Raw genomic sequence first — 25,827 nt, forward strand, 5'->3', positions numbered from 1 at the left:
AAGAATGACTAAATTTTAAAAAATGATTATAAAGGGGTATAAAACTATGAAACTAGCAAAAATAGCATTAATTGGAGCGGTAACATTATCATCAGTATCAGTAGGGACGTCTGCATTTGCAGCTGAGAAAGATGGCGGGAAATTAGACTCAAAAGCATTTATTAAATTCGAGAAAAATACAGATAAAATTGATGTTGTTAATCCAGAGAATCCAGATGAAACTGTAGATCCAGTTGATCCAGATAAAAAAGGTACAGATGGTCCACTAAGTATTGATTATGTATCTAACTTCAACTTTAAAACACAAAAAGCATCAGGGAATAACGAAATCTACTTTGCAGAATTAGATAAAGTAAAGAAAAAAGTAGACGGTTCTGTAATTGACGTGCCGAACTACGTTCAAGTAACAGATAATCGTGGTACAAATGCTGGATGGCATTTAACAGTAAAACAAAATGGTCAATTCAAAACTGCAGATGATAAAGCGTTGGATGGTGCAGCATTAACATTAAAAAATTCAGCTTTGAAATCAAACGCAGGTAGCGACGCACCAACAGCAGAACAATCTATCACATTAAATCCAAGTGGTGCAGCATCTGATTTAATCGATGCAAAAGAAAACCAAGGTATGGGTACATGGGTAAATACGTTTGGTAAAGATGCAACAGAAGCGAAACAAAGCGTAGAGTTATCTGTACCAGGTAAAACGAAAAAAGAACAAACACAATACACAACTTCACTAACTTGGGAACTAACAGACGCTCCTATGTAAGTAAGAGGAATTTTAAGATAAAAGAGGAAAATGAGAAGAGATAAGGGAATGGCTTTAACCTTATCTCTTTCTTGTCTATAAAATGGATATGAAGGGGACTACATAAGAGATGGTAAAAAAACTATTTACTAGCTTACTATTAATTACATTCTTCATAGTAAACGCTTTTTCAGTATATGCGGCTGAAATGAAATTCGCTGTGACAGCAGTTATACCAGAAAATCAAATTGATAAAAATCAAACGTATTTTGATTTGAAAATGCAACCTGGACAAAAGCAAACAATTCAAGTCCAAATGAAAAATGATACGAATAAAGAAGTTGTGGTAGAATCGTTTGCTAATACAGCAATTACGAATAGCAATGGTATTACAGATTATAGTACAGTAGAACCAAAAACGGATTCTACTTTGAAATATCCGTTTTCTAAAATTGCTAAAATGCCAAAAGAAACGAAAGTCCCAGCTAACAGCATAGTGACAGTTGATATAAACTTGGAAATGCCAAGTGAGTCGTTTGATGGTGTTATTTTAGGTGGTTTATACTTTAAAGAAAAAGAAGATGAGAATGCAAAGAAAAAAGATGAAGGTGTGCAAATTGAAAATAAATATGCATACGCAATTGGCGTTGTTTTAAAAGAGACGGATGCTGAAGTAAAACCAGACATGAAATTAAACGAAGTAAAGCCAACACAAATTAACGGGCGTAACGTTGTTACTGCAAATTTACAAAACGTAAAGCCAGCAATGTTAAAAAATTTAAGTGTTGATGCAAAGGTATATAAAGAAAAAGGTACAGACGTTTTATTTGAAGCGAAAAAAGAAAATTTAAGAATGGCGCCAAACTCAAACTTTGATTACGCTATTAGCTGGGAAAACAAAGCGTTTGATCCAGGAATGTACCGAGTAGAAGTGAAAGCCACTGATGGCGATCAAAAGTGGGAATGGACGAAGAAATTTACAATTGAAGGAAAGACAGCCGATAAGTTAAATGATACAGCGGTAGAAGCGAAAAAAGACTACACGCTATATTACATTATCGGCGGAGTACTACTGGTAATTATATTATTAGTTCTTGTGTTCTTCTTAGGTAGACGTTCTAAAAAAGAGGACGATAACGAAAAATAATATATTGATAGTGTAAAAAGAAAATAATGGATGTTTTACTATGAAAAATATATAATGGCTTTGTCTGTTATTTGTTGTAGTTCATTTATATTTCTATTTGTTGACCCGAATCTCGGGTCTTTTTTTATGGAATGAATTGCTATATATCAGTAATGAGAAAAACAGAGTATACAGCACTTGCAGTAATTCCAGGGGTAATATAAAGGGATATAGCATCTCCTCTGACAATTGGGTTTCCAGTTGTAATACTAGTCCAAGTTACAGTAGCGGGACCTACTGCTGGAGTAGGATTAAATACTTGAATTTGTCCTGCTCCGCTATCCGTTGGTTTAATAGAAAATACCATAGTTCCGGTAATTTTGTCAGTAGTAGTTAAGGTAATAGTAGATAGGATGTAGCTAGAAGTAGGGGATGTGAGGTTTGTTGGGACATTTCTGCAAATATTAATCGTATAAACAGCAGCAGGTAAATTATTTATATTTATAGACGCAGAAAAGCCAACTATACTACCGGCTCCAGCAGTGACATATGGGATAACATTGGAGTCAATTCCAGGAGAACCCGCTATACGTTGAAAACCAGCATTTGTTCCCTGAAAAACAATACTTTTTGCTGAAGCACTACCGGCAGATCCCATGGGTCCGGTGTTCCCCGTAGGTCCGGTACTACCGGTAGGTCCACTTTCTACTAATATGATATAATCCGGAGATACATTTGGAAATCCTTGAGGTGCATCCTTTTTTACAACATAGCCACTGCCCGTATAAGTGACAACTTGTCCTTTTTTATAGTTGGGGGCCGCTGCTAGACTGAAGGTGGTAGTACTTTGGAAACCAGCTCCGGAAGGTCCAGCACTACCAGTAGGTCCGGTAGCCCCAGTAGGCCCGGAAGGTCCAGTACTTCCGGTAGCCCCGGTGCTACCAGTGGGCCCAGTGTTTCCGTTAGAACCACCACTATTGCGTCTGCCATCGCAACTAAAACAATTACGTTGATACATGTACGTTCTCCTTTCTATATTTTGAAAATCTAGTTTTAAAAATAGAACTACTATATGTATATTACGGATTCTATATTTTTGTGTGGCTGATCGTATTTTGTGTCTAGATTTCAAAAATAGCGGTAGGAGAATTAAGTAGTGTTAGAGCCACCATTTCTCCTGAGGAAGCAAAATAACATCCACATCAAAATTCTCTTTAAACCAATCATACATCAATGTCTCTTTCACTAAATATTCAGAGGCAGAGTGTGACACCCCAATTAGAGACATATTTGTTTCTTTTACATAATCCATAATGAGCGAGTATTTATGTCGCCCGTAATCATTGTCGATATGGCAATGGATTTCTCCTGTAATATATGCTTCGGCACCTTTTTTTTCTGCTTCCTTCATTAAAGATACAACATCGCCACATCCAGCGATAATTGCGATTTTTTTGATGGAATCATGTCGTTTACCTTCGAAGTCTGTGTAAGGGATCTGGAAGAGTTGTTTTAGATGTTTTTGGAGTGCTTCTGTTGATGTTTCATCTATTTCACAAATAAGGCCAACTGGTTCTTGTTCTGGACCTCCATATGCAAAGTCGTTCACTACAGTAGCGTTTAATGCTTTTGCAATTGAAATACTCGTTCCATGCGTTTGATGAAAATCCATTGGTACGTGACATGTATATATAGAAAGTTGTTTTTCTTTTATTCCTTGCAAATATTTTTCAGGAATTGGTATGAAACCGCGGCCTGATCTTCCAATTGGATCACCGCACTCCATTACAAGGGGATGGTGCATAAAGAGTAAATCACCGGGTGTGGATTGTGAAATGAATGTTTCAAGAACGTCATCTGTAGGGAATACAGCTAAAAATACTTTGTTTACATTTTCAGATCCGTGCATCATAAGGCCGTTAAATAAATCTACAAAATTTGCTTCGAAAAATTGTTGCCAAGGAAATTTGATAGGATCATATACGGCTGGGATAAATCGACTAAAGGCACTATCTTTTCCGTATTTTTCAATTTGAAATAAGTGATCGAGTGATTGCTCTATTTTTTTTAAGGCTGGCATGTTTAATAATCCTCCTTAAGATGATTCTTGCTTTATGAGTTGTTTGTATTCTTCGTAGCGAAATAAGAAGCGGATAGGAAACAAATAAAGCCTAGAATCCAGCCGATAGAAGGAGAATAGGGAAGTACATGCTGTAATAGCATTCCGCTAGAAATGAAGAAACTACCAAATAGACTTGATAAAATAGGATATCGTTGTAGTTTGAACACGGATAGCAAACCTCCTTTCTCCTGCATGAACTACTCATAAAAGCTCGATTGCTGAAACTTTATCACATACATTGTATATTAGTCTTAATTTTCTGTATATAAATTTTAAGAAAAATGGTGATACAATATATGAATGATAAGAGAAGAGAGGATGAAGATTAACATATGTACGTTACTGTAACAGAAGCAGCATATAAAAAGATTATGGATACGATTCCAAGTGAAGCGAAATATATAAAGTTATTTTACGATAATGAGGGTTGCGGTTGTGTCATGAGCGGAATCATCGATTTAGTAGCTGTAGCAGAGAAAGATGAGCGCGATGTGGATATTGAATCAAGCACAATGAATTTTATCGCTGATCGTACAAAGCTTGTATTTATGGACGATAAGTTAACGGTTGATTGGCATGAAGGTGGAGGAACTTTTCAGTTGAAGAGCCCAAGCCAGTTTTATAATCCAAATATGAAATTACACGTTCGAGTATAGTAAAGGAAAGGTGATTCCAAAATGTATTTTGGAATCACCTTTTTTTATTTTATAAGTCGATATATTTGGGAAGTCGCCGATATAAATGGAGTTGCGCCAATATAATTTCATTTACCAAAACGTTTCATATTATAAAAAGTTTTTTCACATAATGAAATGTACACATGATTGAATTTTCTGTATAATTTTCTTTGCGGAGGGGATACGCATGAGAAGATGGGGAATTGAGTTATTAATTTTAAGTGTTGTTATTATTTGGGGGATTAACTATACAATTGCGAAGTATGGACTTTTAGAATTTACAACAATTGAGTTTACCGCACTTCGTATGATGGCGGCGGCACCGCTCCTGTTACTTCTTACTTTTTTTATTGAAAAGTCGGTTTATATGGAGCGAAAGGATATACCTAGATTAATCATCGTTAGCGTTGTAGGTATTGTACTGTATCAAACGTTATTTATGGAAACTGTCAAATATACATCCGCTACAAATGCCTCTTTACTCATTTCTATTTCACCTATTTTTACAACTGTATTTGCGATTTTTCTGAAACAAGAAAAGTTTTCTTCTCGAAAGCTCATAGGTTCTATCATTGCCTTTAGTGGTGCAGCATTAGTTTTAGTAGCAGGACATTCACTTGCTAGTTCTTTTTATGGCAATGGAATTGGACTTATTACATCAATATGCTGGGGGCTTTATCCTGTTTTAGCAGGACCATTAATTAAAAAATATTCAGCACTACGTGTTACCGCATGGTCAGCCTTAGTTGGCGCGATTCCGCTTTTATTGTTAAGTGGACCATATGTATTTATAATGCCATTTCACATTACACACGGAATGACACTATTCGCCTTACTATATTCCATTTTCTTTGTAACAGTATTCGGCTTAGTCATGTGGTATGTTGGTGTTCAAAAAATTGGGGCGTCACATACGATGGTATATATGTATATAACGCCGCTTGTAGCTGTTTTATTTGCAGCTGTCTGGGCAAATGAATATGTATCGTTTCAACAAATCATCGGTGGAATTATTATTTTTTTCGGTCTATGGTTTGTGAAATCAGAGAAAGTAAAAGTTCATTCTACTGCGGGGGAACCTATATCAAAATAGGAAAACAGATCACCTATGATCTGCTTTCCTATTTTTTTATTTTTGGTAAGAAGATGAGAAATAAGATAGCAGTAATAAGTGGAATTAAGTTTAAAAATGGAATACGGAAGAGTGTAATAAGAATAATACCTGGAAGAAGAACACCGAGGACAGCGTAAAAAATGCTATGATTTTTCGTGTACCAATACAGTGAAAGTCCGATAAGTGCAGGGATAATGAGGTGAATGAGAGCCATTAAAAAATAAATCATTAGACGCCCCCTTTATTTGTGTGTTTATTACATCATATCCGTATGTTCATAGATTGATATCATTTTTTTCATAAATGGACGAAAAAGTTTGAAAAACCGTCACAAAATATGAGAATATGATGTTCGAAATCTTGTATAATATTATTTTCTAAAAACATTTAAACAACATGAACATACTGTTTATGTTGTTTTTAATTTGAGTGAAATGAATTTTAAGTAGTATGAACTCGAAAGAACTGAGTTATACAGCTTTTGTTGGATAGATAAAAATTACTGAAGAGGAGAACAGCATGATTAGTATGTCATTAAGATCGTTTAAAATTCAATCGTATTATATATTAGGTCTTCTTTTGTTAGGATGGATGTTAACACCGTTTTCAGCACACTTTTTAGGCGCTGGAATTGGACTTATTGTAAGTATGTATTGCGTTTGGCTTTTAGGGAGACGAATTGAGAAGCTTGGAGATAGTATCGTAAAGAAAACGAAAGCACCGACGCTCGGTATGTTTAACCGTTTTGCCGCTGCTATTTTGGGTGCTATTATTATGTACGAAATTGAGCATCATATGGTTATGTGGGCATTTGCAGTAGGGATTATGGGTGGTTATTTCTTAATTGTTGTTAATTTAGGATACTATAGCATGAAAGATGAGAAAGAATTAACGAAGAGCTAAAAAAGATAAAAAGATAAAAAGATAAAAAACCTCTTTTGGATGGAATAGAGGATCCAGCGAGGGATAGAAGCGGTCAGAGCCTCTTTTAGCCTCATGCGATGTGAAACCAGAGAGATGTAATGAGTAGGGATATAATTTATATGTTCGAAACCGTGATTTGTCCCTGTGGAAATAGGTTTACTCTGGGATAAGTGATTCAGTGATGGATAGTACAACAGGAAGCGAAACTTTGCCTGAAATGCAGGTTTCTGCTTCTAATAAGTTAACATGAAATCACGTATTAGTAGGACTTTTATGTTCTTTAAAAAATTTGGATCGCTCCGTAAATGAATAAAATTTTTCCTGCACGAGAAAAATTTTTCATAGGCTTCACCCTTTCCTGTATATGTAAATTGTATCATAAAAAACTAAAAATGAATGAGTATAAAATGAATTTTCTGTAATTTATTGAACTAAGTCACAGATGAAGAGATTAACGTTGCACTTTATATAAGATATAAAAAGAAGCTTACGTAAAAACGTAAGCTTCTTTTTTATGTAAGTGTGTGTAACCGTTAAGCCGCATTGGGTTTTGTCGGTGAGTACGCGAAACTTTACGGTTACACGACACTTATTCATATGAGTAAAGGGTTATTCCAACAGAAAGTGTTAATTTAAGCGATTGGGCCGCCTAAGTTAATAATATCTTCAGAAACGCTTTCGAACTTTTTGAAGTTCTCTTTGAATTCATTTGCAAGCTCGATTGCTTTTGCTTTGTAAGCAGCTTTATCAGCCCAAGTTTGTTCAGGCATTAACACTTCGTCAGGTACACCTGGTACGTGAAGTGGAACTTCAAGACCGAAGATGTCATGTTTAGCTGTTTCAGTTTTTGCAAGTTCACCGCTTAATGCTGCTTGAATCATTGCACGAGTATAACCTAAGTTCATACGTTTACCAACGCCGTATTCGCCGCCAGTCCAGCCAGTGTTTACTAGGAATACTTTCGCATCGTGTTTCTCGATTTTTTCACCAAGCATTTCAGCGTAGCGAGATGCATCAAGTGGTAAGAATGGTGAACCGAAGCAAGTTGAGAATGTAGCTTGCGGAGATGTAACACCGCGCTCTGTTCCTGCTAGTTTACTAGTGTAACCACTTAAGAAATGATACATAGCTTGCTCTTTTGATAACTTACTGATTGGAGGCAATACGCCAGATGCATCAGCAGTTAAGAAAATAATAGTATTTGGGTGTCCAGCAACACTTGGCAGTACGATATTGTCGATCGCATGCATAGGGTATGCAGCACGAGTATTTTCTGTTAAAGTAGTATCGTTGTAGTCTGCGATACGCGTTTGGTTATTAATGATAACGTTTTCTAAAACAGATCCGAATTTGATTGCATCGAAAATTTGTGGTTCTTTCTCGTGAGAAAGGTTTACACATTTTGCATAGCAACCGCCTTCAATATTGAATACACCGTTATCAGACCAACCGTGCTCATCATCACCGATTAATTTACGGTTTGGATCAGCAGATAAGGTTGTTTTACCTGTTCCAGATAAACCGAAGAATAGTGCTACGTCACCTTCTTCACCTACGTTTGCAGAGCAATGCATAGAAAGAATATCTTGTTCAGGTAGTAAGAAGTTCATAATAGAGAAGATTGATTTTTTCATTTCTCCAGCGTATTCTGTACCACCAATTAGTACAATACGTTTTTCGAATGAAACCATAATGAATGCTTCAGAGTTTGTACCGTCAACAGCTGGATCAGCTTTGAAATTCGGTGCAGAAACAATTGTGAACCCTGACTCATGAGTTGTTAATTCTTCTTCAGTTGGACGAATGAATAATTGATGTACAAATAAATTGTGCCATGCATATTCATTAATAACTTGAATTGGTAGGCGGTAATTGCGGTCAGCGCCTGCAAATCCTTTGAAGACGAATAACTCTTCTTTTTCTTTTAAGTATTCTAAAACTTTAGTATATAATTTATTAAAATGTTCTTCAGAAATCGGTTGGTTCACAGCTCCCCAAGCAATTTTGTCAGCAACCGATGCTTCTTTCACAATAAATTTATCTTTAGGAGAACGTCCTGTATATTTTCCTGTTGAAGCAGAAACGGCACCAGTAGAAGTTAATTTCCCTTCATTTCGCATTAATACTTTTTCCACTAATTGCGGAACACTTAGTTGAATCTGTGCATTGCTTCCGTTCAATAATTCGTGTAAACCAATTTGGACATTCACAGTACTCATATTTATATACCATCCTTTTCATTTAATGAAATATTTCTCGTAATCCCCAACAAGAGTATAACACAATTATATAAATAATGTATACTATTTATTTCTTTTTGTTTGTGTGAATGTATTATTTCCCTATTAATATTTCATTTTAGGCGTATTGAGAAAAACTTTCAGGAAAATGTGAATATTAATTGACAAATGAATATCATTTCTTTAGTATAGGTTGGGACGGATACTCTCTTATCCCGAGCTGGCGGAGGGACAGGCCCGATGAAGCCCAGCAACCTCACTTGTATTGATAAATGCAGGTGAATAGGTGCTAAAACCTGTGCGAGGCTACAGGTCTCGAACGATAAGAGCGAAGGGCAAAAAGCAGTATGCAAGTAGCAAATTAAACCTTTCCTCTATGTAAAGTAGGAAAGGTTTTTCTGTATGCTTGTGTGGGAGAATAAATGTATGTCGCAGTTTGTGGCAAATTAAGGATGAGTTCCGTACAATATATACAATTACTGTAGGGAGGTTTACCACATGACAAAAAAACGTCATCTGTTCACATCTGAGTCTGTAACTGAAGGACATCCAGATAAAATTTGTGACCAAATTTCTGATTCAATTTTAGATGCGATCTTATCAAAAGACGCAAATGCACGTGTAGCTTGTGAAACAACTGTAACAACTGGTTTAGTATTGGTAGCGGGGGAAATTACGACTTCTACTTACGTAGATATTCCGAAAATCGTTCGTGAAACAATTCAAGGCATTGGTTACACACGCGCAAAATACGGATTCGATGCAGAAACTTGTGCTGTTTTAACATCTATCGATGAGCAGTCTGCTGACATCGCTATGGGTGTTGACCAAGCGCTAGAAGCACGCGAAGGTCAAATGACTGACGCTGAGATTGAGGCAATTGGTGCAGGAGACCAAGGTTTAATGTTTGGTTTTGCATGTAATGAAACACAAGAATTAATGCCACTTCCAATCTCGCTTGCTCACAAATTAGCTCGCCGTTTAACTGAAGTACGTAAAGATGATACATTGTCATACTTACGTCCAGATGGAAAAACGCAAGTTACAGTTGAGTATGATGAAAATGGTAAACCAGTACGTGTTGATACTATCGTAATTTCTACACAACATCACCCAGATGTTACATGGGAAGAAATCGATCGCGACTTAAAAGAGCACGTAATTAAAGCTGTAGTACCAGCAGAATTAATGGATGGAGAAACGAAATTCTTCATTAATCCAACTGGCCGCTTCGTAATTGGTGGACCACAAGGTGATGCTGGTTTAACAGGACGTAAAATCATCGTTGATACTTACGGTGGATATGCTCGCCATGGCGGCGGTGCATTCTCTGGTAAAGATGCAACAAAAGTTGACCGTTCAGCAGCATATGCAGCTCGTTATGTTGCGAAAAACATCGTAGCAGCTGGTCTTGCTGACAAAGCAGAAGTACAACTTGCATACGCAATCGGTGTAGCACAACCAGTATCAATTTCAGTTGATACATTCGGCACAGGTAAAGTATCTGAAGACGTACTAGTAGAACTAGTTCGTAACAACTTCGATCTTCGCCCAGCTGGTATTATTAAAATGCTAGACTTACGTCGCCCAATTTACAAACAAACAGCAGCTTACGGCCACTTCGGACGTACTGATGTAGATCTTTCATGGGAACGTACAGACAAAGCTGCAGCTTTAAAAGAGCAAGCTGGTCTATAATATATGAAAAAAAGCTTTGCGCGGTGAGCGCAAAGCTTTTTTTATTTCGTTTTACTTACAATTTGAATACATGAACTACAATATACTTCTCCATCTAGCTCAATATACTTTTTCATATTAGTCATGCCACTTGCTGGAAATGGCATATGAATCCAAGCCTTTTCATACGTTTGTATTTCCTTTTTATATGATTTACAAAGGGTGGGTTTCTTCTGGAACATATGTAATCAACCGTTCATTTGACGTGCTTTACCTGCGCAAAAGGCACTGCTTAGTAAAAATAGTGTCGCGAATATAATGCTTACTAATGTAGCGTATGGAATTGCGCCTTTTAAGGAAAAGCCGACAGTGATTGAAGCGACGAATAAGAGGATGAATGTTGTTGTTAATTTTTTATAAAGTTCCATACTATGTAGACCTCCAATTTATTTTTTAGTACAAGTTTTAAAATTGAATTCTATTATGTAGAAAATATAAAGAGTAACTAAAGATGTGTAGTCTAGGAGTATAAGAAAGTGCACTTTCCTTTTTGTGGATTAGTATACTTATATTGTATCATGGCGCATGATTGGCTTCATACATAATTGTGTAAAGATATGTATGATAAAATGAAGAAAAGTCTTTAAGAAAGGAAAGATAAAAAATGAGTGTAACTGAACATAAAAAACAAGCTCCAAAAGAAGTGCGTTGCAAGATTGTTACGATTTCCGATACACGTACGGAAGAAACGGATAAGAGCGGACAACTATTACATGAATTGTTAAAAGAAGCGGGCCATACAGTAACCTCTTATGAAATTGTAAAAGATGATAAAGAAAGTATTCAGCAAGCAGTGTTAGCTGGTTATCATAAGGAAGATGTAGATGTTGTATTAACAAATGGCGGTACTGGTATTACGAAGCGTGATGTAACAATTGAAGCAGTGTCAGCTCTATTAGATAAAGAGATTGTCGGGTTTGGTGAGTTGTTCCGCATGATTAGTTATTTAGAAGATATCGGAAGCAGCGCAATGTTAAGTAGAGCGATTGGGGGTACAATTGGGCGCAAAGTAGTTTTCTCGATGCCAGGATCGAGCGGGGCGGTTCGCCTTGCGATGAATAAATTAATTTTACCGGAATTAGGCCATATTACATTTGAGCTACATCGCCAATGAGTAGGTGGGCTGGAATTGTATTAGCGGGCGGTATGTCGAGTAGATTTGGTGAGCCGAAAGCGTTAGCGAGCTGGCAAGGTAGTACTTTTATTGAGCATATTTTGAAAGAGATGACAAGTGCGCTCCAAGAAGTTGTAGTCATTAGTCATTCTGATATAAAAGAGCGAGTAGAGCAATTCGTACAAGTTCCTGTTATAGAAGATATCCCGCACTATAAAGGGAATGGACCGCTGGCCGGTATTGTATCAGGAATGGAATACATAGAAGCAGATTGGTATGCTATTATGCCTTGCGATGCGCCAAATGTTTCGCATGAATGGTTTACCATTTTACTGGAGCAAACGAGCAATGAATATGATGCAGTTGTACCTATTATTAATGGAAGAAAACAGCCGCTACTTGCAGCGTATCATAACCGCGTGAAAGAAAAGATTTATGCTTTACTTCAGGAAGAGAAAAGAAGTATGGGGCAGCTTTTATCACAATGTAATGTGAAGTATATTGTTGGTGAAGATGTACAAGCGAATGCGGATTGGTTTATAAATGTGAATACGAAAGAAGAATATGTGCAGGCTCAAAAAGACCTTTCAAATGAATGAAAGGTTTTTTTGTATACAGAAATTGGGGAACAATTACTGTATAAAGGTATGTGAGTAAGTTGATTTTAAGGGGAATTTCTTAAAATCACTATACAGTTAAAATAGTGTATAACCATATATTAATTTTTATGGGTTTTTATTACAAGTCTGTTTAGTTATGTTTGTTTTTGCTATAATAAATATGGAAATAAATGATATTTCACCTTATGTATCATTAGTTTAACTAAAATTTACAAGTGTGTAATAAACTCCCTTCGTTTTTTGAAGGGAGTTTTTCTAGTTAAGCAAGTAACTCTGATGTGTTATGCTGAAGGACTTCTTCATACTGGTTAAGTAAGCCGCGAAAGATCTCATCCCAGCTTTTTGATTTCGCATAAGATGAAGCTGTTATCCCCATTTGTATAAGTTGCTCTTTATTTTGCAATAAAGAATAAATGGATGATAGAAATGCATCCTCATTTTTAGGGGGACAAAGAATTCCCGTTTTTCCATCTGTAATAATATTTTTAACCCCGCCACTATTTGCACCAATGACAGGTGTGCCGCATGCGAGTGATTCAAGTACGACATTTCCGAATGTTTCAGTAGCTGATGGAAATACCATTATGTTAGAACAAGCATATGCTTCAGCTAAATCTGCACTTTGTAAATAGCCAGTAAAAGTGACATTTGTTTGTGGAACAGCTTCACGCAAATTTGTTGCTAGAGGTCCGTCTCCTGCGATGAGCCAATGAATGTCGTTTCGAGTATGCGATGTTTTAACGATAAGGTTTTGCAACGTATCAATATCTTTTTCAGGAGCAATTCGTCCTACATAGGAAAGAACGTACTTCGCTGTAATATTATATTTTTTTCGGAATAGGTCTGTATTGTAAGCTGGATGAAAGAGTGTGCAATCTACACCACGTCCCCAAATGGAGAGGGCCTGAAAGCCTTTATTTTTTAATTGATGTAATGTTTCAGAGGAGGGAACAAAATTTTTTTGCATATGACTATGAAACCATTTTAAATAGTTCCAAAGCATATTGGAGAGAAATTCAATTTTGTAATAGCGTAAATACGCATCGAAATCAGTATGATAAGAACCGACAACTGGGATGTTTAACTTTTTGGCGTAATACAGTCCACAAAGTCCCATGTTGAAAGGTGTGGCAATGTGAATAATGTCAGGTTTAAAGGAATGAAGTTCCCGTTTAATACGCGAAGTAGGAAAAGAAAAGCGACATTCTGGATATAATATTGTTAACGGGATACTTCTCATCTTGTTCACATTAGCTACGAAATTATCTTCAGCTGTATGCTGAGGGGCGAAAACAGAATAGGCGATCTGTTCTTTCTGAAAGTAACTTGTTAATCGTTCTAACGTTTTCGCAACCCCGTTAACTTGTGGCGTAAAAGTATCGGTAAAAATGGCGACTCTCATCATATCACTCCTTTATGTGAAAAGTGGGATGAATTGATAAAAAGAGATGATGCCAGAGCAAGTGCCAAGGCACATGCCGACGAACACATCTGACGGATAGTGAAGTCCTAAATAAATACGTGAAATACCGACGCATAATGCTAACGGTAATAGGAAAGCAAGTAAGCTTGGATTATAGCAAATAAATGGAATGAAGACAGAGAAAACGGCTGTTGTATGACCAGACGGGAAAGAGTGGTCTTTTAATGGATGGACTGGATATTTCGCATCCTGAATTGTTAAATAAGGACGTTTTCGTGGATACCACCTTTTTAATATTTGTACAGGAATATGGCTAATTGCTAAAGAAATAGCAGTAGCGATTGCTGCTTGGTGTAAAGTCCCTTTTGCAAAAATTAAAAAGAAAAGTGTAAGTGCAATGGAGAAAGTAGCACCACCGATATGGGTAATATTGCTGAAAAAGATGTTTAATGTTTTTTGATCAAAGTAGCGATTAATTCCTTTAAAAATGTAACATTCTATTTTATATAATCCACTGACCTTCATGAAAATTCTCCTCCCTCGTTTACATATATATGGAGATATTAGCTTTTATTTTAATAAGATTTTGTTGAGGGAGTAATAATATTTTGTAAAGAAAAAGTTAGATTTTATATAAAAAAAGCTGCCAATCTTATGGCAGCGGAAATTTACTTCTGTAATGATTTATAATATTGACCTTTTTCAACGTATTGCGTACGAATACGCTCCATATCTTTACGGTCTTCTTCTGTTAATTCACGAATGACTTTCGCGGGACGACCGAAAGCTAACGTGTTTGGTGGAATTTTCTTTCCTTGTGAAACGAGGCTTCCGGCACCGATAAAAGCTCCTTCGCCAATTTCAGCACCATCTAATATAATGGATCCCATTCCAATTAAAGCATCCTTTTTAATATGACAGCTATGTAAAATAACTTGATGCCCAACTGTAACATCATCTTCTAAAATAAGAGGATACTGAGGGCTTTGGTGGAGTGTACATTGGTCTTGTACATTTACTCGGTCTCCAATGATTGTTGCTGACACATCACCACGGATGACTGTATTAAACCAAATACTTGATTCCTCGCCAACGGAAACATCGCCTGTAATCGTAACATAGTCAGCGATAAAAGCACTACTCGCAATTTTCGGATTTTTTTCTTTGTAAGGATATATCATGTAAAGTCTTCCTTTCCTAGAGACTAGTTTTAGTGTATCAAATTATGAGAAAGAGTGAAATGGAGGAGGTCCATATGTGGAATTATGAAGCAGAGGAAGCGAAAGCTGTCATTGTTATCGTGCACGGCGCAATGGAATATCACGGACGTTACGAAGCCGTTGCGGAAATGTGGAATCATCTCGGCTACCACGTCGTGATGGGGGACCTTCCGTCACATGGAACGACTTCAAGAAATAGAGGACATATTGATTCGTTTGATGAATACATAGAGGAAGTTAAATTATGGGTGAAAGAAGCAAGAAAGTATAGGTTACCTATTTTTCTATTCGGTCATAGTATGGGTGGTCTTATTGTCATTCGTATGATGCAAGAAACGAAGAGAGAAGATGTAGATGGTATTATTTTGAGTTCGCCTTGTTTAGGGGTAGTGACTGGGCCCTCTGCTCCGCTTCAATTTGCTGCAAAAATATTAAATGTTGTGGCTCCAAAATTGCAATTTGCAACGAATCTTACGGTGGAAATGTCAACAAGGAATCATGAAGTGAGAGATGCAATGGAGAATGATTCATTGTTCTTGCGCAAAGTATCAGTGCGTTGGTATAGTGAATTGATTAAGTCTATTGAAATTGCTCATAAGAAAATAGATGCTTTTCCAGATGTTCCGCTCTTGCTAATGCAAGCATGTGAGGATAAACTTGTAGATAAAACACGTGTCCGCATGTGGTTTGATAATGTTAAAATAAGTGATAAGGCATATAAAGAATGGCCGAATTGTTATCATGAGTTATTAAATGAGTATGAGCGTGATGAAATTTTGAATTATATTCAGTCATTTACTGAAATGCATGTCAATAATATAGTAAAAACAAACAAATAAATCATTATTTGTACATTTAATAGAGGAGATGAAGGAAGAAGTGAACGTACCGAGTAATCCCATAACGCTCATGGCGAAAGTATACCGTGATGTGTTTCCGGTTGTACACCATGAGCTAGCGATGTGGAAAGAGCGTGCCTACCATATTCCGAATGATGAGCTTCATAGTCAGGCAATCGCAAGTATTGAGCATAAAACGTTTCATTGTGAGGGTGGTGGCATTTTATCGCTGCTAGCAAATGAACACCGAGAGGAATGTATTCGTTTTATCGTAGCGTATCAAACAATCAGTGACTATTTAGATAATTTATGTGATCGCAGTACATCACTTGATCCGAATGATTTTGCCGCTCTACATGAATCAATGTTAATGGCACTATCACCTGAAGTGGAAGGTGGCGGTAATTATTATCGTTATCGTGATGATCAAGATGATGGTGGTTATTTAGATGAACTTGTTGAAACGTGCCAAGATGTTTTAAAGAAAACGAAGCACTATGAAAAAATTGCTCCTGTTCTGCATGAACTTGCTTGTTATTATTGTGATTTGCAAATTCATAAACACGTGAAGTTAGAAGAAAGAGAGCCGCGCCTGAAAACTTGGTTTGAAGCACATAAAGAAAACTTACCTGAGATGAGTTGGTTTGAGTTTTCAGCATGTGCCGGTTCTACACTTGGAATTTTCTGTCTTGTAGCATATGCATTTCATGATGAATTACATGATGAAGATATTGCGAAAATTAGACAAGGGTACTTCCCTTACGTACAAGGACTTCATATCTTACTTGATTATTTCATCGATCAAGAAGAAGACCGTATAGGCGGGGATTTGAATTTCTGTAGTTATTATGAAAACGAGCAAGCTATATTAGATCGTATGAAACACTTTGTAGAAGAAGCAGAGAAGAGCATTGGTGATTTACCTCATGCGAAGTTTCATCGTCTCATAAGCCGAGGATTACTTGGTATTTATTTATCAGATCAAAAAGTATCAGCACAAAAGAATATGCACAAAATGGCACGGCGCATTGTAAAATACGGAGGCCTCACTTCACGATTCTTCTATTGGAACGGGAAGATGTACCGAAAGAAAATGGCGCAGTGATGAAGAAAACCACTCATGTAGAGTGGTTTTCTTTTTATTATGATCGTATTTTTGAAAATACATATATGAGAAGTTCAATCGCAAAAATAACTAAAACAGATAGTCCGAATAAAGGCATGACAGCGCCTAGTATAATCATCATGATAAAGAAAACGAGTACGCTTTTCTTATCTCTTTGCTTTGGAGGTGCTGCTAATTTTCCTTTTGGCTTTCTTGCTAACCACATTTTTACTCCGTAATAAATAAGAAGTAATAGAGATAATGTCGTTAGTAAGCATAATATTTTATTTGGCCATCCGAATAAATGTCCTTCGTGAAGTGGGATGCCGTAAGTGAACCATTGTGCAAGTAATCCATAATCACGATAGTCCGTTTTTGAAATGAGTTCCCCGCTATATTGATCAAAGTAAGCTGTTATCTCTTCACTTGGTGCAACATGCATACCTGTAATACCAGAACCGCTCGATTTCGAAACAGTGAATACACCTTTCGGATCAGCTGGTAGTGAAATAACATATGGCTTCTTTATTTCAATTCCTTTTTGTAATTCATTGACAGAAATTGCTTTCGGTTCATTTGAATTCGATTCAGGAGGAGCTTCTTTTCTTGTTGCCCACGGCAATTCTTTTACCTTTGATTCAGGCGGTGCCATGTACAATTTTGGATATCCGAGTGATTCATTAGAAGATGCAATTTTATAAATTTGGTTCCCCATAAATCCTGACCATGGCAATCCAGATGCGATTAGCAGAAAGAGAGGAATTGTAAATATAATACCGATAATAGAATGACGTCTTTTTGCCTTTTCTCGCTTATTGGATGATGGTGTGTTTTTGAATTGGCGTATACTCATGTACAATCCGGTTACAATTAAAAAGATTGTCCAGCATGCCGCAAGTTCTACAGTATAGTTGACGACAGTGCCACCAACTAAAAGAGAACTATGTAATTCCCGCATGATATTGGCAAACGTTTCACTTGCGTTTTGATCCTCAACAATTTGATTATTACTATCTAAATACACATATTTTTGTTGCCCAGTATACTCATTTGCAATCGTAAGTCTCGTATTATAATCCCCATTAAACTCACTAATTTTCGCCACGCTATAATGTGGATATTTTTTCTCTGTTAAGGAAATAGAATCAGCCATCGAAATAGATTCTGTTTGAGCGCTCTTTCCAAAATATAAATCTTTATAGATGAAATCTTCAACTTCCTCCCGAAATAAATACCCAATTCCGCTCAGTGACAAAGTAATAAGAAGCGGCGTAATAAAAAGTCCAGCATAAAAATGCCAACGCCAAAAAATGTAATGAAGCGAACGATTTACTTTCATACTTTCAGTTCCCCTAACCTTCCCTATATGAATAACTACTTATTTAATATAGCGAGATTAAGTGTGATTACTTTGAAAGAATTGTGAAGAAAGTTAAAAGTTTTTAGGGGTTTCAACGTTTATAAATGTTTCTTCTTATTTGATAAATACATTTCAACAACAGCATCAGCAAGACATTGAGAGGAATCAACAAAATCCTCACTAGCCACTACATTCAAATCAGTGCATGCGATAATTGCAGTATCTATTTCATCTCTCAGTTGTAAAACGAGCGTATTCCACAATTCGCGAGCTTCTTCAATCTCTCCAGATTTAATGCAAGTAATAATTTGATTAATGCTTTCCTGCCATTTTTCATGATGAATGTATTCTATATTACGCTTTGCAATCCCATCTTGGTAAATCCTAGCTTGAACAGTTGCTTCTGTTGCGAGAAGAGCGACTCTTTTTGTATTTTCAGGAATTGCTTGTAACGTTTCATCGACTATATTTAAAATCGGGATAGAAAGCGAACGCTGTAATTCTTCAAAATAAAGATGCGCCGTATTACACGGCATGGCAATAAAGCTTACGCCAGTACTTTCAAGTTTTTGTGCTCCGTCAATAATCGCTTTTTTCATCGCTCCGTGATCAATAGGGCGATCCATGTAAAACGGTGTTGGACACGAGTAGATCATCATATGAGGAAAGTCCATATCATGCTTTGCTCCGTATATTGTTTGGCACCTTGCTACAACTGTATCGACGAATGGTCCAGTTGATTTTGGACCCATTCCTGCTAGTATTCCGATCATTGGTTTGTCTCCTTTAAGATTGTATATATCCATTATATAGGAGGATAACAAAAAAACGTGCAGTGAATGCACGTCTTTTTTTGTTATGTTTTGTCGAACAATCGATATATCCGAGAAATCGTTGATATATTGTAAGTTATGATAGATATATCGAAAAAATCGTTGATATATCCCGAGTTACGATAGATATAATTGAAAAATCGTTGATATATTCCCCCGCATTAACGGGCAGTAAAACTCCCACCTTAAAATTCGCCTGGAGCAAAGAGGTTAGGTGGGAGATAAACTGCCCATAAATGCCCGATTGGTTCAACTAATAATCAGTGGGGATGCCCCCACTGATTAAAGTTTCACTTTATCGCTTTTCAATCGCCACAATAAATGGCGGGTTATTTTGCTGGTTAATGAAGCCATATCGTAGTACGTGAGCTTGTTTTTGGTCTAGTTTTTCAGCAAATGTAAGTACAGCGTCGCGTTCTACTTGTCCTTCTGGATGTCCGTGGTAAATGACAAGAACGATGATACCTTCAGGTGCCATTACTTCTAATAGTTGTTCGATCGCTGAGATTGTTGAGTTCGGTTTTGTAACGATATGCTTGTCTCCGCCTGGAAGGTAACCTAAGTTGAAAATTGCGCCTGTTACTTTTCCTTTTGCATCTTCTGGTAATACGGATAGAAGAGTATCGTGACTATCGTGAACTAAAACAGTACGTTCAAAAAGTTCTTTTTCTTTTAGATGAGTTGTTGAGCTTTCGATTGCCTCTTTTTGAATATCAAATCCAAATACTTTTCCGCTATCTCCAACGATTTCAGCTAGGAAGCAAGTGTCATGGCCGTTTCCTAAAGTTGCATCTACAGCGTAATCGCCTTCTTTTACTGCCGTTTGCAGAAGCGAGCGAGCAAACGGTAATACACGTTCTAATTTCATTTTTGTTTCTCCTCATTTGCATATTTTCCTTGCCAGCTTCCGCGGCGTACAAATTCTGCATCGATGGAATTTAATACTTCCCATTTATTTAAGCTCCACATTGGGCCAATCATTAAATCAGGCGGACCGTCACCTGTGATGCGGTGCACAATTACGTCTTCTGGAATCATTTCAAGTTGGTCAACAACGAGACTTACGTAATCTTCAAGAGAAAGGAACTCGAGTTGTCCTTTTTCATATTGCTTCACCATTGGCGTTCCTTTTAATAAGTGAAGTAAATGAATTTTAATTCCTTGTACGTCAAGCTTTGCTACTTCACGAGCTGTTTCCATCATCATGTCGTAATCTTCAAGTGGAAGACCATTAATAATATGAGAGCAAACTCTAATGCCATGCTTACGTAATTTATTTACACCTTCCACGTAAGATGGGTAATCATGAGCGCGATTAATAAGGTTTGCAGTTCGTTCGTGAACAGTTTGTAAACCGAGTTCAACCCAAAGGTATGTGCGTTTATTTAAGTCCGCTAAATATTCAACGACATCGTCTGGTAAGCAATCTGGACGAGTCGCGATAGAAAGACCGACAACGTCTTTTTCTGCTAGAAGCGGTTCGAATTTTTCTTTTAAAACTTCAAGTGGTGCATGTGTATTTGTGTACGCTTGGAAATAAGCGATACATTTTCCGTCTTTCCACTTTGAGCGCATTTTTTCTTTCATTTCATGATATTGCGTTATAACATCATCGCGGCGATCACCAGCGAAGTCACCAGATCCGGCAGCACTGCAAAATGTACAACCGCCGTAAGCAACTGTACCGTCCCGGTTCGGGCAATCGAAGCCAGCATCTAATGAAACTTTAAAGATTTTTTCACCAAATTCATTTCGTAAATGGTAATTCCATGTATGATAACGTTTATTGTCGTTTGTATATGGAAAAGGGTTTTGAACCTTCATTACTTTCCCTCCTAAGCCGAGTCAAAATGAAACAAAATCCATTATAACATACTCATAAGGTAGAGATGGAAGGGACACACTAAAGGGGAATTGAAGCAAGGAGGGACAATTATGGCAGAGCGTCAATCACTTGAATCGTATATTACACAAGCGGAACAAGCGGTGGAATATGCGAAAGAACAATTAGACCAAGGTATGAGACAAGAGCATTACAATACGATGGAGTATTCGGATGCGCAGTTACAATTAGAACAAGCATATAACGATTTACAAACGATGCAACAACATGCGAATGATGAGCAACGTGAGCAGTTAAATAGAGCACGTATGGCAATTCGCCAATTGCAACATCAAATGATTATTACACCGCACTAATAAGGAGTGAATGTAATGGCGAAACGTTCAGATCAAAATAATCCAGAGCAAAAAACGCAAAATGGACATAACGCTGAATTTTCGAATGAGCTTGATCCGATTGTTCAAGTAAAACAGCGTAATAGTAAAAAAGGACAACCGCAAAAATCGAAACAATCAGAGTAAACCAGGTCGAAATATGACCTGGTTTTATTTTGTTATATGACAATAATGTAAGATTACTGTAAGGTTTGTCGATAGTTGTGAGCAACTTTCTCCAGTAGAGTAAGGAAGGATTAAATTTTATACAAGGAGTTGCTTTATGGGGAACAATATTACAAACAAGCGAATTGATGAGTTAGATTACATTCGTGGCTTTGCACTACTAGGGATTATTTTAGTAAATATTCTCGCACTACTTAACATTAAAATTCCAGATCCTAATACAGTGGATGCTAGCTATCAAAGATTTTTATATTTATTTGTAGAAGGTCGTTTCTTCTCAATCTTCTCATTCTTATTTGGAGTGGGATTCTATATCTTTATTTCAAGAGCGATTGCGAAAGGGAAAAATGGCTATATTTTATTTTTACGTCGCTTAGTAGCATTATTTATTTTTGGTTTAATTCATCACATGTTTCAGCCTGGAGAAGCATTAGCGTTATACGCAATTTGCGGGTTAATCGTTTTACCGTTTTATAAAGCGAAAAAAGAAGTGAACTTAGTACTAGGAATTATTTTGACAATTGCCTTCAGTGTAATGGGAGTTAAAGAGTTATTACCACTTGGCTTAATTTTATTAGGGCTTGCTGCAGGCCAATATCGTGTATTTGAAAATCTCACGCAAAATATAAAGAAAGTCGCTATTTTTACAGGTGTTATGTTTGTTTTAAGTGTCGTAGCTGTATGGTATCAATACGGGCACGTTCCTGCTGAACCATTTATAAATATGATACTTGAGAATGAGGATGGAACAATGAATGCTGCAGGCCAATTTTTAAAAATTGGTGTTACAGTAGGACCTATTATTTCAGCTTTCTATGTTGGAGCTTTAATTTTATTACTTCAATTAAAACCGGTTCAAACATTGTTAGCACCACTGAAATATTATGGACGAATGGCTTTAACAAATTATATTGGACAAACTGCAATGATTTTAATTGCGGGCAGTGTATTTAACTTTGCAGAAAACTTAACGTACATGCAGACGTTATATGTGTGTATTGCAATTTATGCAATTCAAATTGTGTTTAGCGTAATTTGGATGAAGGTCTTTAAAATGGGTCCACTAGAATGGATTTGGCGAGTTGTTACTTACTGGACGGTAACACCTTTAAAGAAATAAAGAGAGAAGTGGGTTGTTCCTTTTGTGGAACAGCCCATTTTTATTGTCATCTTTTTCGGTAAGTCGATATTACTTGTCGAATCGCTAATAAAATTTTCATTTATCAACGAACCTTACACACTCATCTTTTTTATATTACAAAAGTGTAAGGTAAATGTAATGTTAACAAATAGCAGTTCACTTCCAAAAAGCGCAAAATAGGTAATGGAAAAACAAGCGTAGGAGGATATATATGACGAAACCAGTTGTAGACGTGAAAAACGTCCAAAAAGTGTACGGTAAAAAAGGTGAGAACCAATCACATGCGTTAAAAGGTGTTTCATTCTCAATTCAAGAGGGTGAGTTTGTTGGAATTATGGGGCCATCTGGTTCTGGTAAAACGACATTGTTAAATGTAATTTCAACGCTTGATAAAGCAACGGGCGGCGTTGTTGAAATTGCGGGTACGGACATTACGAAAATGAAGCAAGGTGAACTTTCTGATTTTCGTTCACAAAAGTTAGGATTCATTTTCCAAGACTTCAACTTATTAGAGAACTTATCTATTTATGAAAACATTGCACTTCCACTTTCTCTTCAAGGTGTTTCATCACGTAACATTGGACCAAAAGTAGAAAAAGTAGCGGGTATGCTAGGGATTACAGAAATTCTTCAAAAGTATCCATCTGAAGTATCTGGTGGGCAGAAACAACGTTCAGCAGCAGCGCGCGCACTTGTGCATGAGCCAGCAATTATTTTAGGGGACGAGCCAACAGGAGCACTTGATTCTAAAAATGCAGCGAGTTTACTTGATGCGATGACAAACTTAAATGAAGAACAAGGCGTATCTATTATGATGGTTACACATGATCCGTATAGTGCAAGTTATTGTCAGCGAATTTTATTCATTCAAGATGGTGAGCTGTATAAAGAAATTCATCGCGGTGGTACGCGTGAAGAGTTCTACAAAGAAATTTTAGATGTACTTGCAGATTTAGGTACACAAAAAGCGTAAGAAAGGAGGTTCCAGTATGTTATTTAAACTTTCCATGTCGGGGCTGAAAAGTAAGCTGAAAGATTATATCGTCTTACTTGTCGGTCTTGTCATGTCGATTTCAATTTTTTACATGTTCCAAACGTTAGCGCTGAATAAAGCGTTTATCGAATCTAACTCAGTTATTCAATCAATTGGATTCGTATTCCAAGCAGGTTCATTTTTACTAGCTATTATAACGTTCTTCTATATTTTATATGCGAACTCTTTCTTATTATCTCTTCGTCAAAAAGAGTTCGGTATGTATATGATGCTAGGAGCAAAAAAGCATAAAGTTACATTACTTATGTTTATTGAAACGATCGTATTAGGCGCTGCGTCTCTTGCCATTGGTATTACAGTTGGTGTAGGACTTGCAGAGGGTATCGGACAATTATTAATGAAACAATTAGAATTTGCTGGTGAAGGCTATAAAGCATTTTACCTGCCATCTATGACTGTTACTTGCATCTTCTTCTTTGCGCTATTTGTATTATCAGCAATTATGAACAGTATTAAATTATCACGTATTTCTGTACTGCAACTTGTACATGCAGATGCACAAACAGAACGTGTTGTGGTAAAAGGAAAAATGACAGGTTTAGTTGCATTCCTAGCGGTTATTTTATTAGGTATTGGTTATGCAGCTATGATTAATATGGAAACATTAAGAGAAATGGGAATCCTTATTGCATTAGTTACAACAACAGCAGGTACTTATATGCTATTTGGATCACTCCTTCCAGTTATTATTAAAAAGTTAAAGAGTAATAAAAAGCGTAGTGAAAAAGGACTTAATGCTTTTACATTTGCACAATTAAATTTCCGTATTAATAGCTTAACAAAGGTACTTGCAACAGTAGCGATGTTAGTTGCTCTTGGAGCTGGTGCAATTTCAGGTGGTATGGCATTTAAAAATAACGTTATAAAAACGGTTGATGGATTTGAAATTTACGATTCAATTGTTCATAATCCTACAGCTGAAGAGAAGAAAATTTTAGATGGTATATCATTTAAAAATAAAGCTGAGTACCGTTATAAAGTAGACGACAAATATATTTATTATGTAAAAGAAGATTTAGAGAAACATAAGCCATTTATTCGAGATGGTGTAGGTAAAGAAAGTTTCGGTAAATATAAAGAAGTTTCAGGAGAAGCTCCAGTAGGTACAGTAGCAGGAGTGAGGTCAGAACAAGATAAAAATGAAAAAACAATGCCGGAAGAATGGGATGAGGCATTTAGAACAATCCAACCATATTATATATACCAAGATCGTGCCATTAAAGTTGTAGATCAAAAAATGTACGATACTGTAAATGGTAAAGAAGGAATCGTATTTACTGGAAAAACAGACGATTTCGTAGCATACACAAAAGAATGGAAAAAAATTGACGAGTTGCAGCTAGCTAAATATAAAAATGTAAAAGCTGAGCAAATGAGTAGTAAATATCAAGTGTATGACATGTTCTACGGTGTTGCGAGCGGAACAGTGTTTATGGGCTTCTTCCTTGGAATTGCTTTCTTAGCAATGATGGCAAGCTGTCTTATGTTCAAAATTCTTTCTGGTGCATCAAAAGATATTACGCGTTATCAAATGCTTCGTAAAATCGGTGTACGCCGTGAATTATTAACGAAATCAATTTATAAAGAGTTATTCTTAGTATTCTTATTCCCAGCAATTGTGGGTATCGCTCACGTATTAGTTGGTATGAATATTTTCGGATTTATTTTAGTCGATCCGTACTTCCGTATTTGGATACCAATCGTAATTTTCGTAGTTATTTACACGATTTATTACCTTATTACAGTTCAATTGTATAAAGGAATTGTTCTTCCGAAAGAAGATTAATAAAAAACCGAGCGAAATTGCTCGGTTTTTATTATTTTCAGAAAAAATACTTTAATGTTACTGAAATATATAATATAATGTAAATAAGTAACGTAATATAAAAGTAGAAGCAGCTGGATAAGGAAAGGAGGAATCCAATCTATAGAAAGAAGCTGAACTTTTATCCCCTATTTCTTTTCTAACCACAACGTATTTGTACAATCGTAAATTTCCAAATTGAAAATTGCTTGGATCACAA

Annotated in this window: 29 protein-coding genes and 1 riboswitch; of the genes, 15 read left to right on the plus strand and 14 right to left on the minus strand. The window is 36.5% G+C overall.

All coding sequences use genetic code 11. The features are described 5' to 3' along the window. Nucleotides 1-46: 46 nt before the first annotated feature. Both N2V92_RS11070 and N2V92_RS11075 read left to right on the plus strand, forming a co-directional pair. Nucleotides 47-772, plus strand: coding sequence for a WxL domain-containing protein (locus tag N2V92_RS11070; protein WP_000761506.1), 726 nt, complete (start codon nt 47-49; stop codon nt 770-772). Nucleotides 773-881: 109 nt separating this feature from the next. Beyond that, entirely contained in the window at nt 882-1,898 is a 1,017-nt protein-coding gene (locus N2V92_RS11075; RefSeq protein WP_000239418.1) for a DUF916 and DUF3324 domain-containing protein, read from the plus strand. A gap of 139 nt (nt 1,899-2,037) precedes the next feature. Here N2V92_RS11075 and N2V92_RS11080 read toward each other — a convergent pair whose 3' ends face one another. From N2V92_RS11080 to N2V92_RS11090, 3 genes are all read right to left on the minus strand, one after another. Then, nucleotides 2,038-2,895: a collagen-like protein gene (locus tag N2V92_RS11080; RefSeq protein ID WP_000284871.1), complete on the minus strand. Its 858-nt coding sequence runs from the start codon at nt 2,893-2,895 to the stop codon at nt 2,038-2,040. Between the two features lie 141 nt (nt 2,896-3,036). Then, nucleotides 3,037-3,957, minus strand: a complete 921-nt coding sequence (locus N2V92_RS11085; RefSeq protein ID WP_042595972.1) for a Nif3-like dinuclear metal center hexameric protein — start codon at nt 3,955-3,957, stop codon at nt 3,037-3,039. 32 nt (nt 3,958-3,989) lie between these two features. Continuing rightward, nucleotides 3,990-4,166 carry a hypothetical protein gene (locus N2V92_RS11090; RefSeq protein WP_042595970.1) on the minus strand — a complete coding sequence of 59 codons (177 nt, stop codon included), beginning with the start codon at nt 4,164-4,166 and terminating at the stop codon, nt 3,990-3,992. 165 nt (nt 4,167-4,331) lie between these two features. Here N2V92_RS11090 and N2V92_RS11095 point away from each other — a divergent pair, with 165 nt between their 5' ends. After that, nucleotides 4,332-4,655, plus strand: a complete 324-nt coding sequence (locus tag N2V92_RS11095; protein ID WP_000289570.1) for an iron-sulfur cluster biosynthesis family protein — start codon at nt 4,332-4,334, stop codon at nt 4,653-4,655. A 208-nt stretch (nt 4,656-4,863) separates the two neighbouring features. Next, on the plus strand, nt 4,864-5,769 hold the full coding sequence (locus N2V92_RS11100) for a DMT family transporter (protein ID WP_016077180.1): 906 nt from the start codon (nt 4,864-4,866) through the stop codon (nt 5,767-5,769). 28 nt (nt 5,770-5,797) lie between these two features. On the opposite strand, the gene N2V92_RS11105 is transcribed toward N2V92_RS11100, so the two are convergent. Beyond that, nucleotides 5,798-6,019: a hypothetical protein gene (locus tag N2V92_RS11105; RefSeq protein ID WP_000639042.1), complete on the minus strand. Its 222-nt coding sequence runs from the start codon at nt 6,017-6,019 to the stop codon at nt 5,798-5,800. Between the two features lie 290 nt (nt 6,020-6,309). Between N2V92_RS11105 and N2V92_RS11110 the strand changes: the two genes are divergently transcribed. Then, nucleotides 6,310-6,693, plus strand: a complete 384-nt coding sequence (locus tag N2V92_RS11110; protein ID WP_016077181.1) for an ATP synthase subunit I — start codon at nt 6,310-6,312, stop codon at nt 6,691-6,693. Nucleotides 6,694-7,346: 653 nt separating this feature from the next. Here the strand turns inward: N2V92_RS11110 and pckA are convergent. Beyond that, on the minus strand, nt 7,347-8,933 hold the full coding sequence (pckA, locus tag N2V92_RS11115; RefSeq protein WP_000108813.1) for a phosphoenolpyruvate carboxykinase (ATP): 1,587 nt from the start codon (nt 8,931-8,933) through the stop codon (nt 7,347-7,349). A 228-nt stretch (nt 8,934-9,161) separates the two neighbouring features. Continuing rightward, nucleotides 9,162-9,283, plus strand: a riboswitch (SAM riboswitch). 169 nt (nt 9,284-9,452) lie between these two features. Between pckA and metK the strand changes: the two genes are divergently transcribed. Next, complete coding sequence (gene metK / locus N2V92_RS11120) at nt 9,453-10,652, plus strand: methionine adenosyltransferase (RefSeq protein ID WP_000163117.1); 1,200 nt, start codon at nt 9,453-9,455, stop codon at nt 10,650-10,652. A 41-nt stretch (nt 10,653-10,693) separates the two neighbouring features. Here the strand turns inward: metK and N2V92_RS11125 are convergent, their stop codons facing one another. After that, entirely contained in the window at nt 10,694-10,873 is a 180-nt protein-coding gene (locus N2V92_RS11125; protein WP_000486788.1) for a hypothetical protein, read from the minus strand. A gap of 6 nt (nt 10,874-10,879) precedes the next feature. Next, nucleotides 10,880-11,059 carry a hypothetical protein gene (locus N2V92_RS11130; RefSeq protein ID WP_000424807.1) on the minus strand — a complete coding sequence of 60 codons (180 nt, stop codon included), beginning with the start codon at nt 11,057-11,059 and terminating at the stop codon, nt 10,880-10,882. Nucleotides 11,060-11,295: 236 nt separating this feature from the next. Here N2V92_RS11130 and N2V92_RS11135 point away from each other — a divergent pair, with 236 nt between their 5' ends. Next, nucleotides 11,296-11,805: a MogA/MoaB family molybdenum cofactor biosynthesis protein gene (locus N2V92_RS11135; RefSeq protein ID WP_000117130.1), complete on the plus strand. Its 510-nt coding sequence runs from the start codon at nt 11,296-11,298 to the stop codon at nt 11,803-11,805. Next, nucleotides 11,802-12,404, plus strand: coding sequence for a molybdenum cofactor guanylyltransferase (locus tag N2V92_RS11140; RefSeq protein ID WP_016077182.1), 603 nt, complete (start codon nt 11,802-11,804; stop codon nt 12,402-12,404). Before N2V92_RS11135 ends, N2V92_RS11140 begins: the two co-directional genes overlap by 4 nt. A gap of 280 nt (nt 12,405-12,684) precedes the next feature. Here the strand turns inward: N2V92_RS11140 and N2V92_RS11145 are convergent, their stop codons facing one another. From N2V92_RS11145 to N2V92_RS11155, 3 genes are all read right to left on the minus strand, one after another. Then, on the minus strand, nt 12,685-13,827 hold the full coding sequence (locus N2V92_RS11145; protein WP_042595969.1) for a glycosyltransferase family 4 protein: 1,143 nt from the start codon (nt 13,825-13,827) through the stop codon (nt 12,685-12,687). Between the two features lie 12 nt (nt 13,828-13,839). Beyond that, nucleotides 13,840-14,373 carry a phosphatase PAP2 family protein gene (locus N2V92_RS11150; RefSeq protein ID WP_000868582.1) on the minus strand — a complete coding sequence of 178 codons (534 nt, stop codon included), beginning with the start codon at nt 14,371-14,373 and terminating at the stop codon, nt 13,840-13,842. Between the two features lie 143 nt (nt 14,374-14,516). Further along, nucleotides 14,517-15,029 (minus strand): gamma carbonic anhydrase, encoded by a 513-nt coding sequence (locus N2V92_RS11155; RefSeq protein WP_000640205.1) that lies wholly within the window; start codon nt 15,027-15,029, stop codon nt 14,517-14,519. Between the two features lie 74 nt (nt 15,030-15,103). Here N2V92_RS11155 and N2V92_RS11160 point away from each other — a divergent pair, with 74 nt between their 5' ends. Both N2V92_RS11160 and N2V92_RS11165 read left to right on the plus strand, forming a co-directional pair. Then, on the plus strand, nt 15,104-15,907 hold the full coding sequence (locus tag N2V92_RS11160; protein ID WP_000267427.1) for an alpha/beta hydrolase: 804 nt from the start codon (nt 15,104-15,106) through the stop codon (nt 15,905-15,907). A gap of 40 nt (nt 15,908-15,947) precedes the next feature. Further along, the gene (locus N2V92_RS11165) at nt 15,948-17,012 is read left to right on the plus strand and encodes a tetraprenyl-beta-curcumene synthase family protein (protein WP_001102476.1); all 1,065 of its coding nucleotides are present in this window, start codon (nt 15,948-15,950) and stop codon (nt 17,010-17,012) included. A gap of 37 nt (nt 17,013-17,049) precedes the next feature. Here N2V92_RS11165 and N2V92_RS11170 read toward each other — a convergent pair whose 3' ends face one another. The 4 genes from N2V92_RS11170 to N2V92_RS11185 all read right to left on the minus strand — a co-directional run bounded on the left by N2V92_RS11170 (nt 17,050) and on the right by N2V92_RS11185 (nt 21,029). After that, nucleotides 17,050-18,351 carry a PepSY-associated TM helix domain-containing protein gene (locus N2V92_RS11170; RefSeq protein WP_016077184.1) on the minus strand — a complete coding sequence of 434 codons (1,302 nt, stop codon included), beginning with the start codon at nt 18,349-18,351 and terminating at the stop codon, nt 17,050-17,052. Nucleotides 18,352-18,470: 119 nt separating this feature from the next. Further along, a complete protein-coding gene (locus N2V92_RS11175) occupies nt 18,471-19,145 on the minus strand; it encodes an aspartate/glutamate racemase family protein (RefSeq protein WP_000579346.1) in 675 nt (224 codons plus the stop codon). Between the two features lie 355 nt (nt 19,146-19,500). Next, the gene (locus N2V92_RS11180; protein WP_000764475.1) at nt 19,501-20,073 is read right to left on the minus strand and encodes a class I SAM-dependent methyltransferase; all 573 of its coding nucleotides are present in this window, start codon (nt 20,071-20,073) and stop codon (nt 19,501-19,503) included. Further along, on the minus strand, nt 20,070-21,029 hold the full coding sequence (locus tag N2V92_RS11185) for a TIGR01212 family radical SAM protein (RefSeq protein WP_000868035.1): 960 nt from the start codon (nt 21,027-21,029) through the stop codon (nt 20,070-20,072). Before N2V92_RS11185 ends, N2V92_RS11180 begins: the two co-directional genes overlap by 4 nt. Before the next feature lie 111 nt (nt 21,030-21,140). Here N2V92_RS11185 and N2V92_RS11190 point away from each other — a divergent pair, with 111 nt between their 5' ends. The 5 genes from N2V92_RS11190 to N2V92_RS11210 all read left to right on the plus strand — a co-directional run bounded on the left by N2V92_RS11190 (nt 21,141) and on the right by N2V92_RS11210 (nt 25,589). After that, on the plus strand, nt 21,141-21,404 hold the full coding sequence (locus N2V92_RS11190; protein ID WP_000840869.1) for a YtzC family protein: 264 nt from the start codon (nt 21,141-21,143) through the stop codon (nt 21,402-21,404). Between the two features lie 15 nt (nt 21,405-21,419). Further along, the gene (locus tag N2V92_RS11195; protein WP_001129340.1) at nt 21,420-21,569 is read left to right on the plus strand and encodes a hypothetical protein; all 150 of its coding nucleotides are present in this window, start codon (nt 21,420-21,422) and stop codon (nt 21,567-21,569) included. A 136-nt stretch (nt 21,570-21,705) separates the two neighbouring features. Beyond that, complete coding sequence (locus tag N2V92_RS11200; RefSeq protein ID WP_016077185.1) at nt 21,706-22,728, plus strand: DUF418 domain-containing protein; 1,023 nt, start codon at nt 21,706-21,708, stop codon at nt 22,726-22,728. A gap of 232 nt (nt 22,729-22,960) precedes the next feature. Then, the gene (locus N2V92_RS11205; protein WP_000165855.1) at nt 22,961-23,722 is read left to right on the plus strand and encodes an ABC transporter ATP-binding protein; all 762 of its coding nucleotides are present in this window, start codon (nt 22,961-22,963) and stop codon (nt 23,720-23,722) included. 16 nt (nt 23,723-23,738) lie between these two features. Continuing rightward, nucleotides 23,739-25,589: an FtsX-like permease family protein gene (locus N2V92_RS11210; protein WP_000897786.1), complete on the plus strand. Its 1,851-nt coding sequence runs from the start codon at nt 23,739-23,741 to the stop codon at nt 25,587-25,589. Nucleotides 25,590-25,827: the final 238 nt, after the last annotated feature.

Source organism: Bacillus sp. CH_48, assembly GCF_038008465.1.
Taxonomy (GTDB): domain Bacteria; phylum Bacillota; class Bacilli; order Bacillales; family Bacillaceae_G; genus Bacillus_A; species Bacillus_A thuringiensis_S.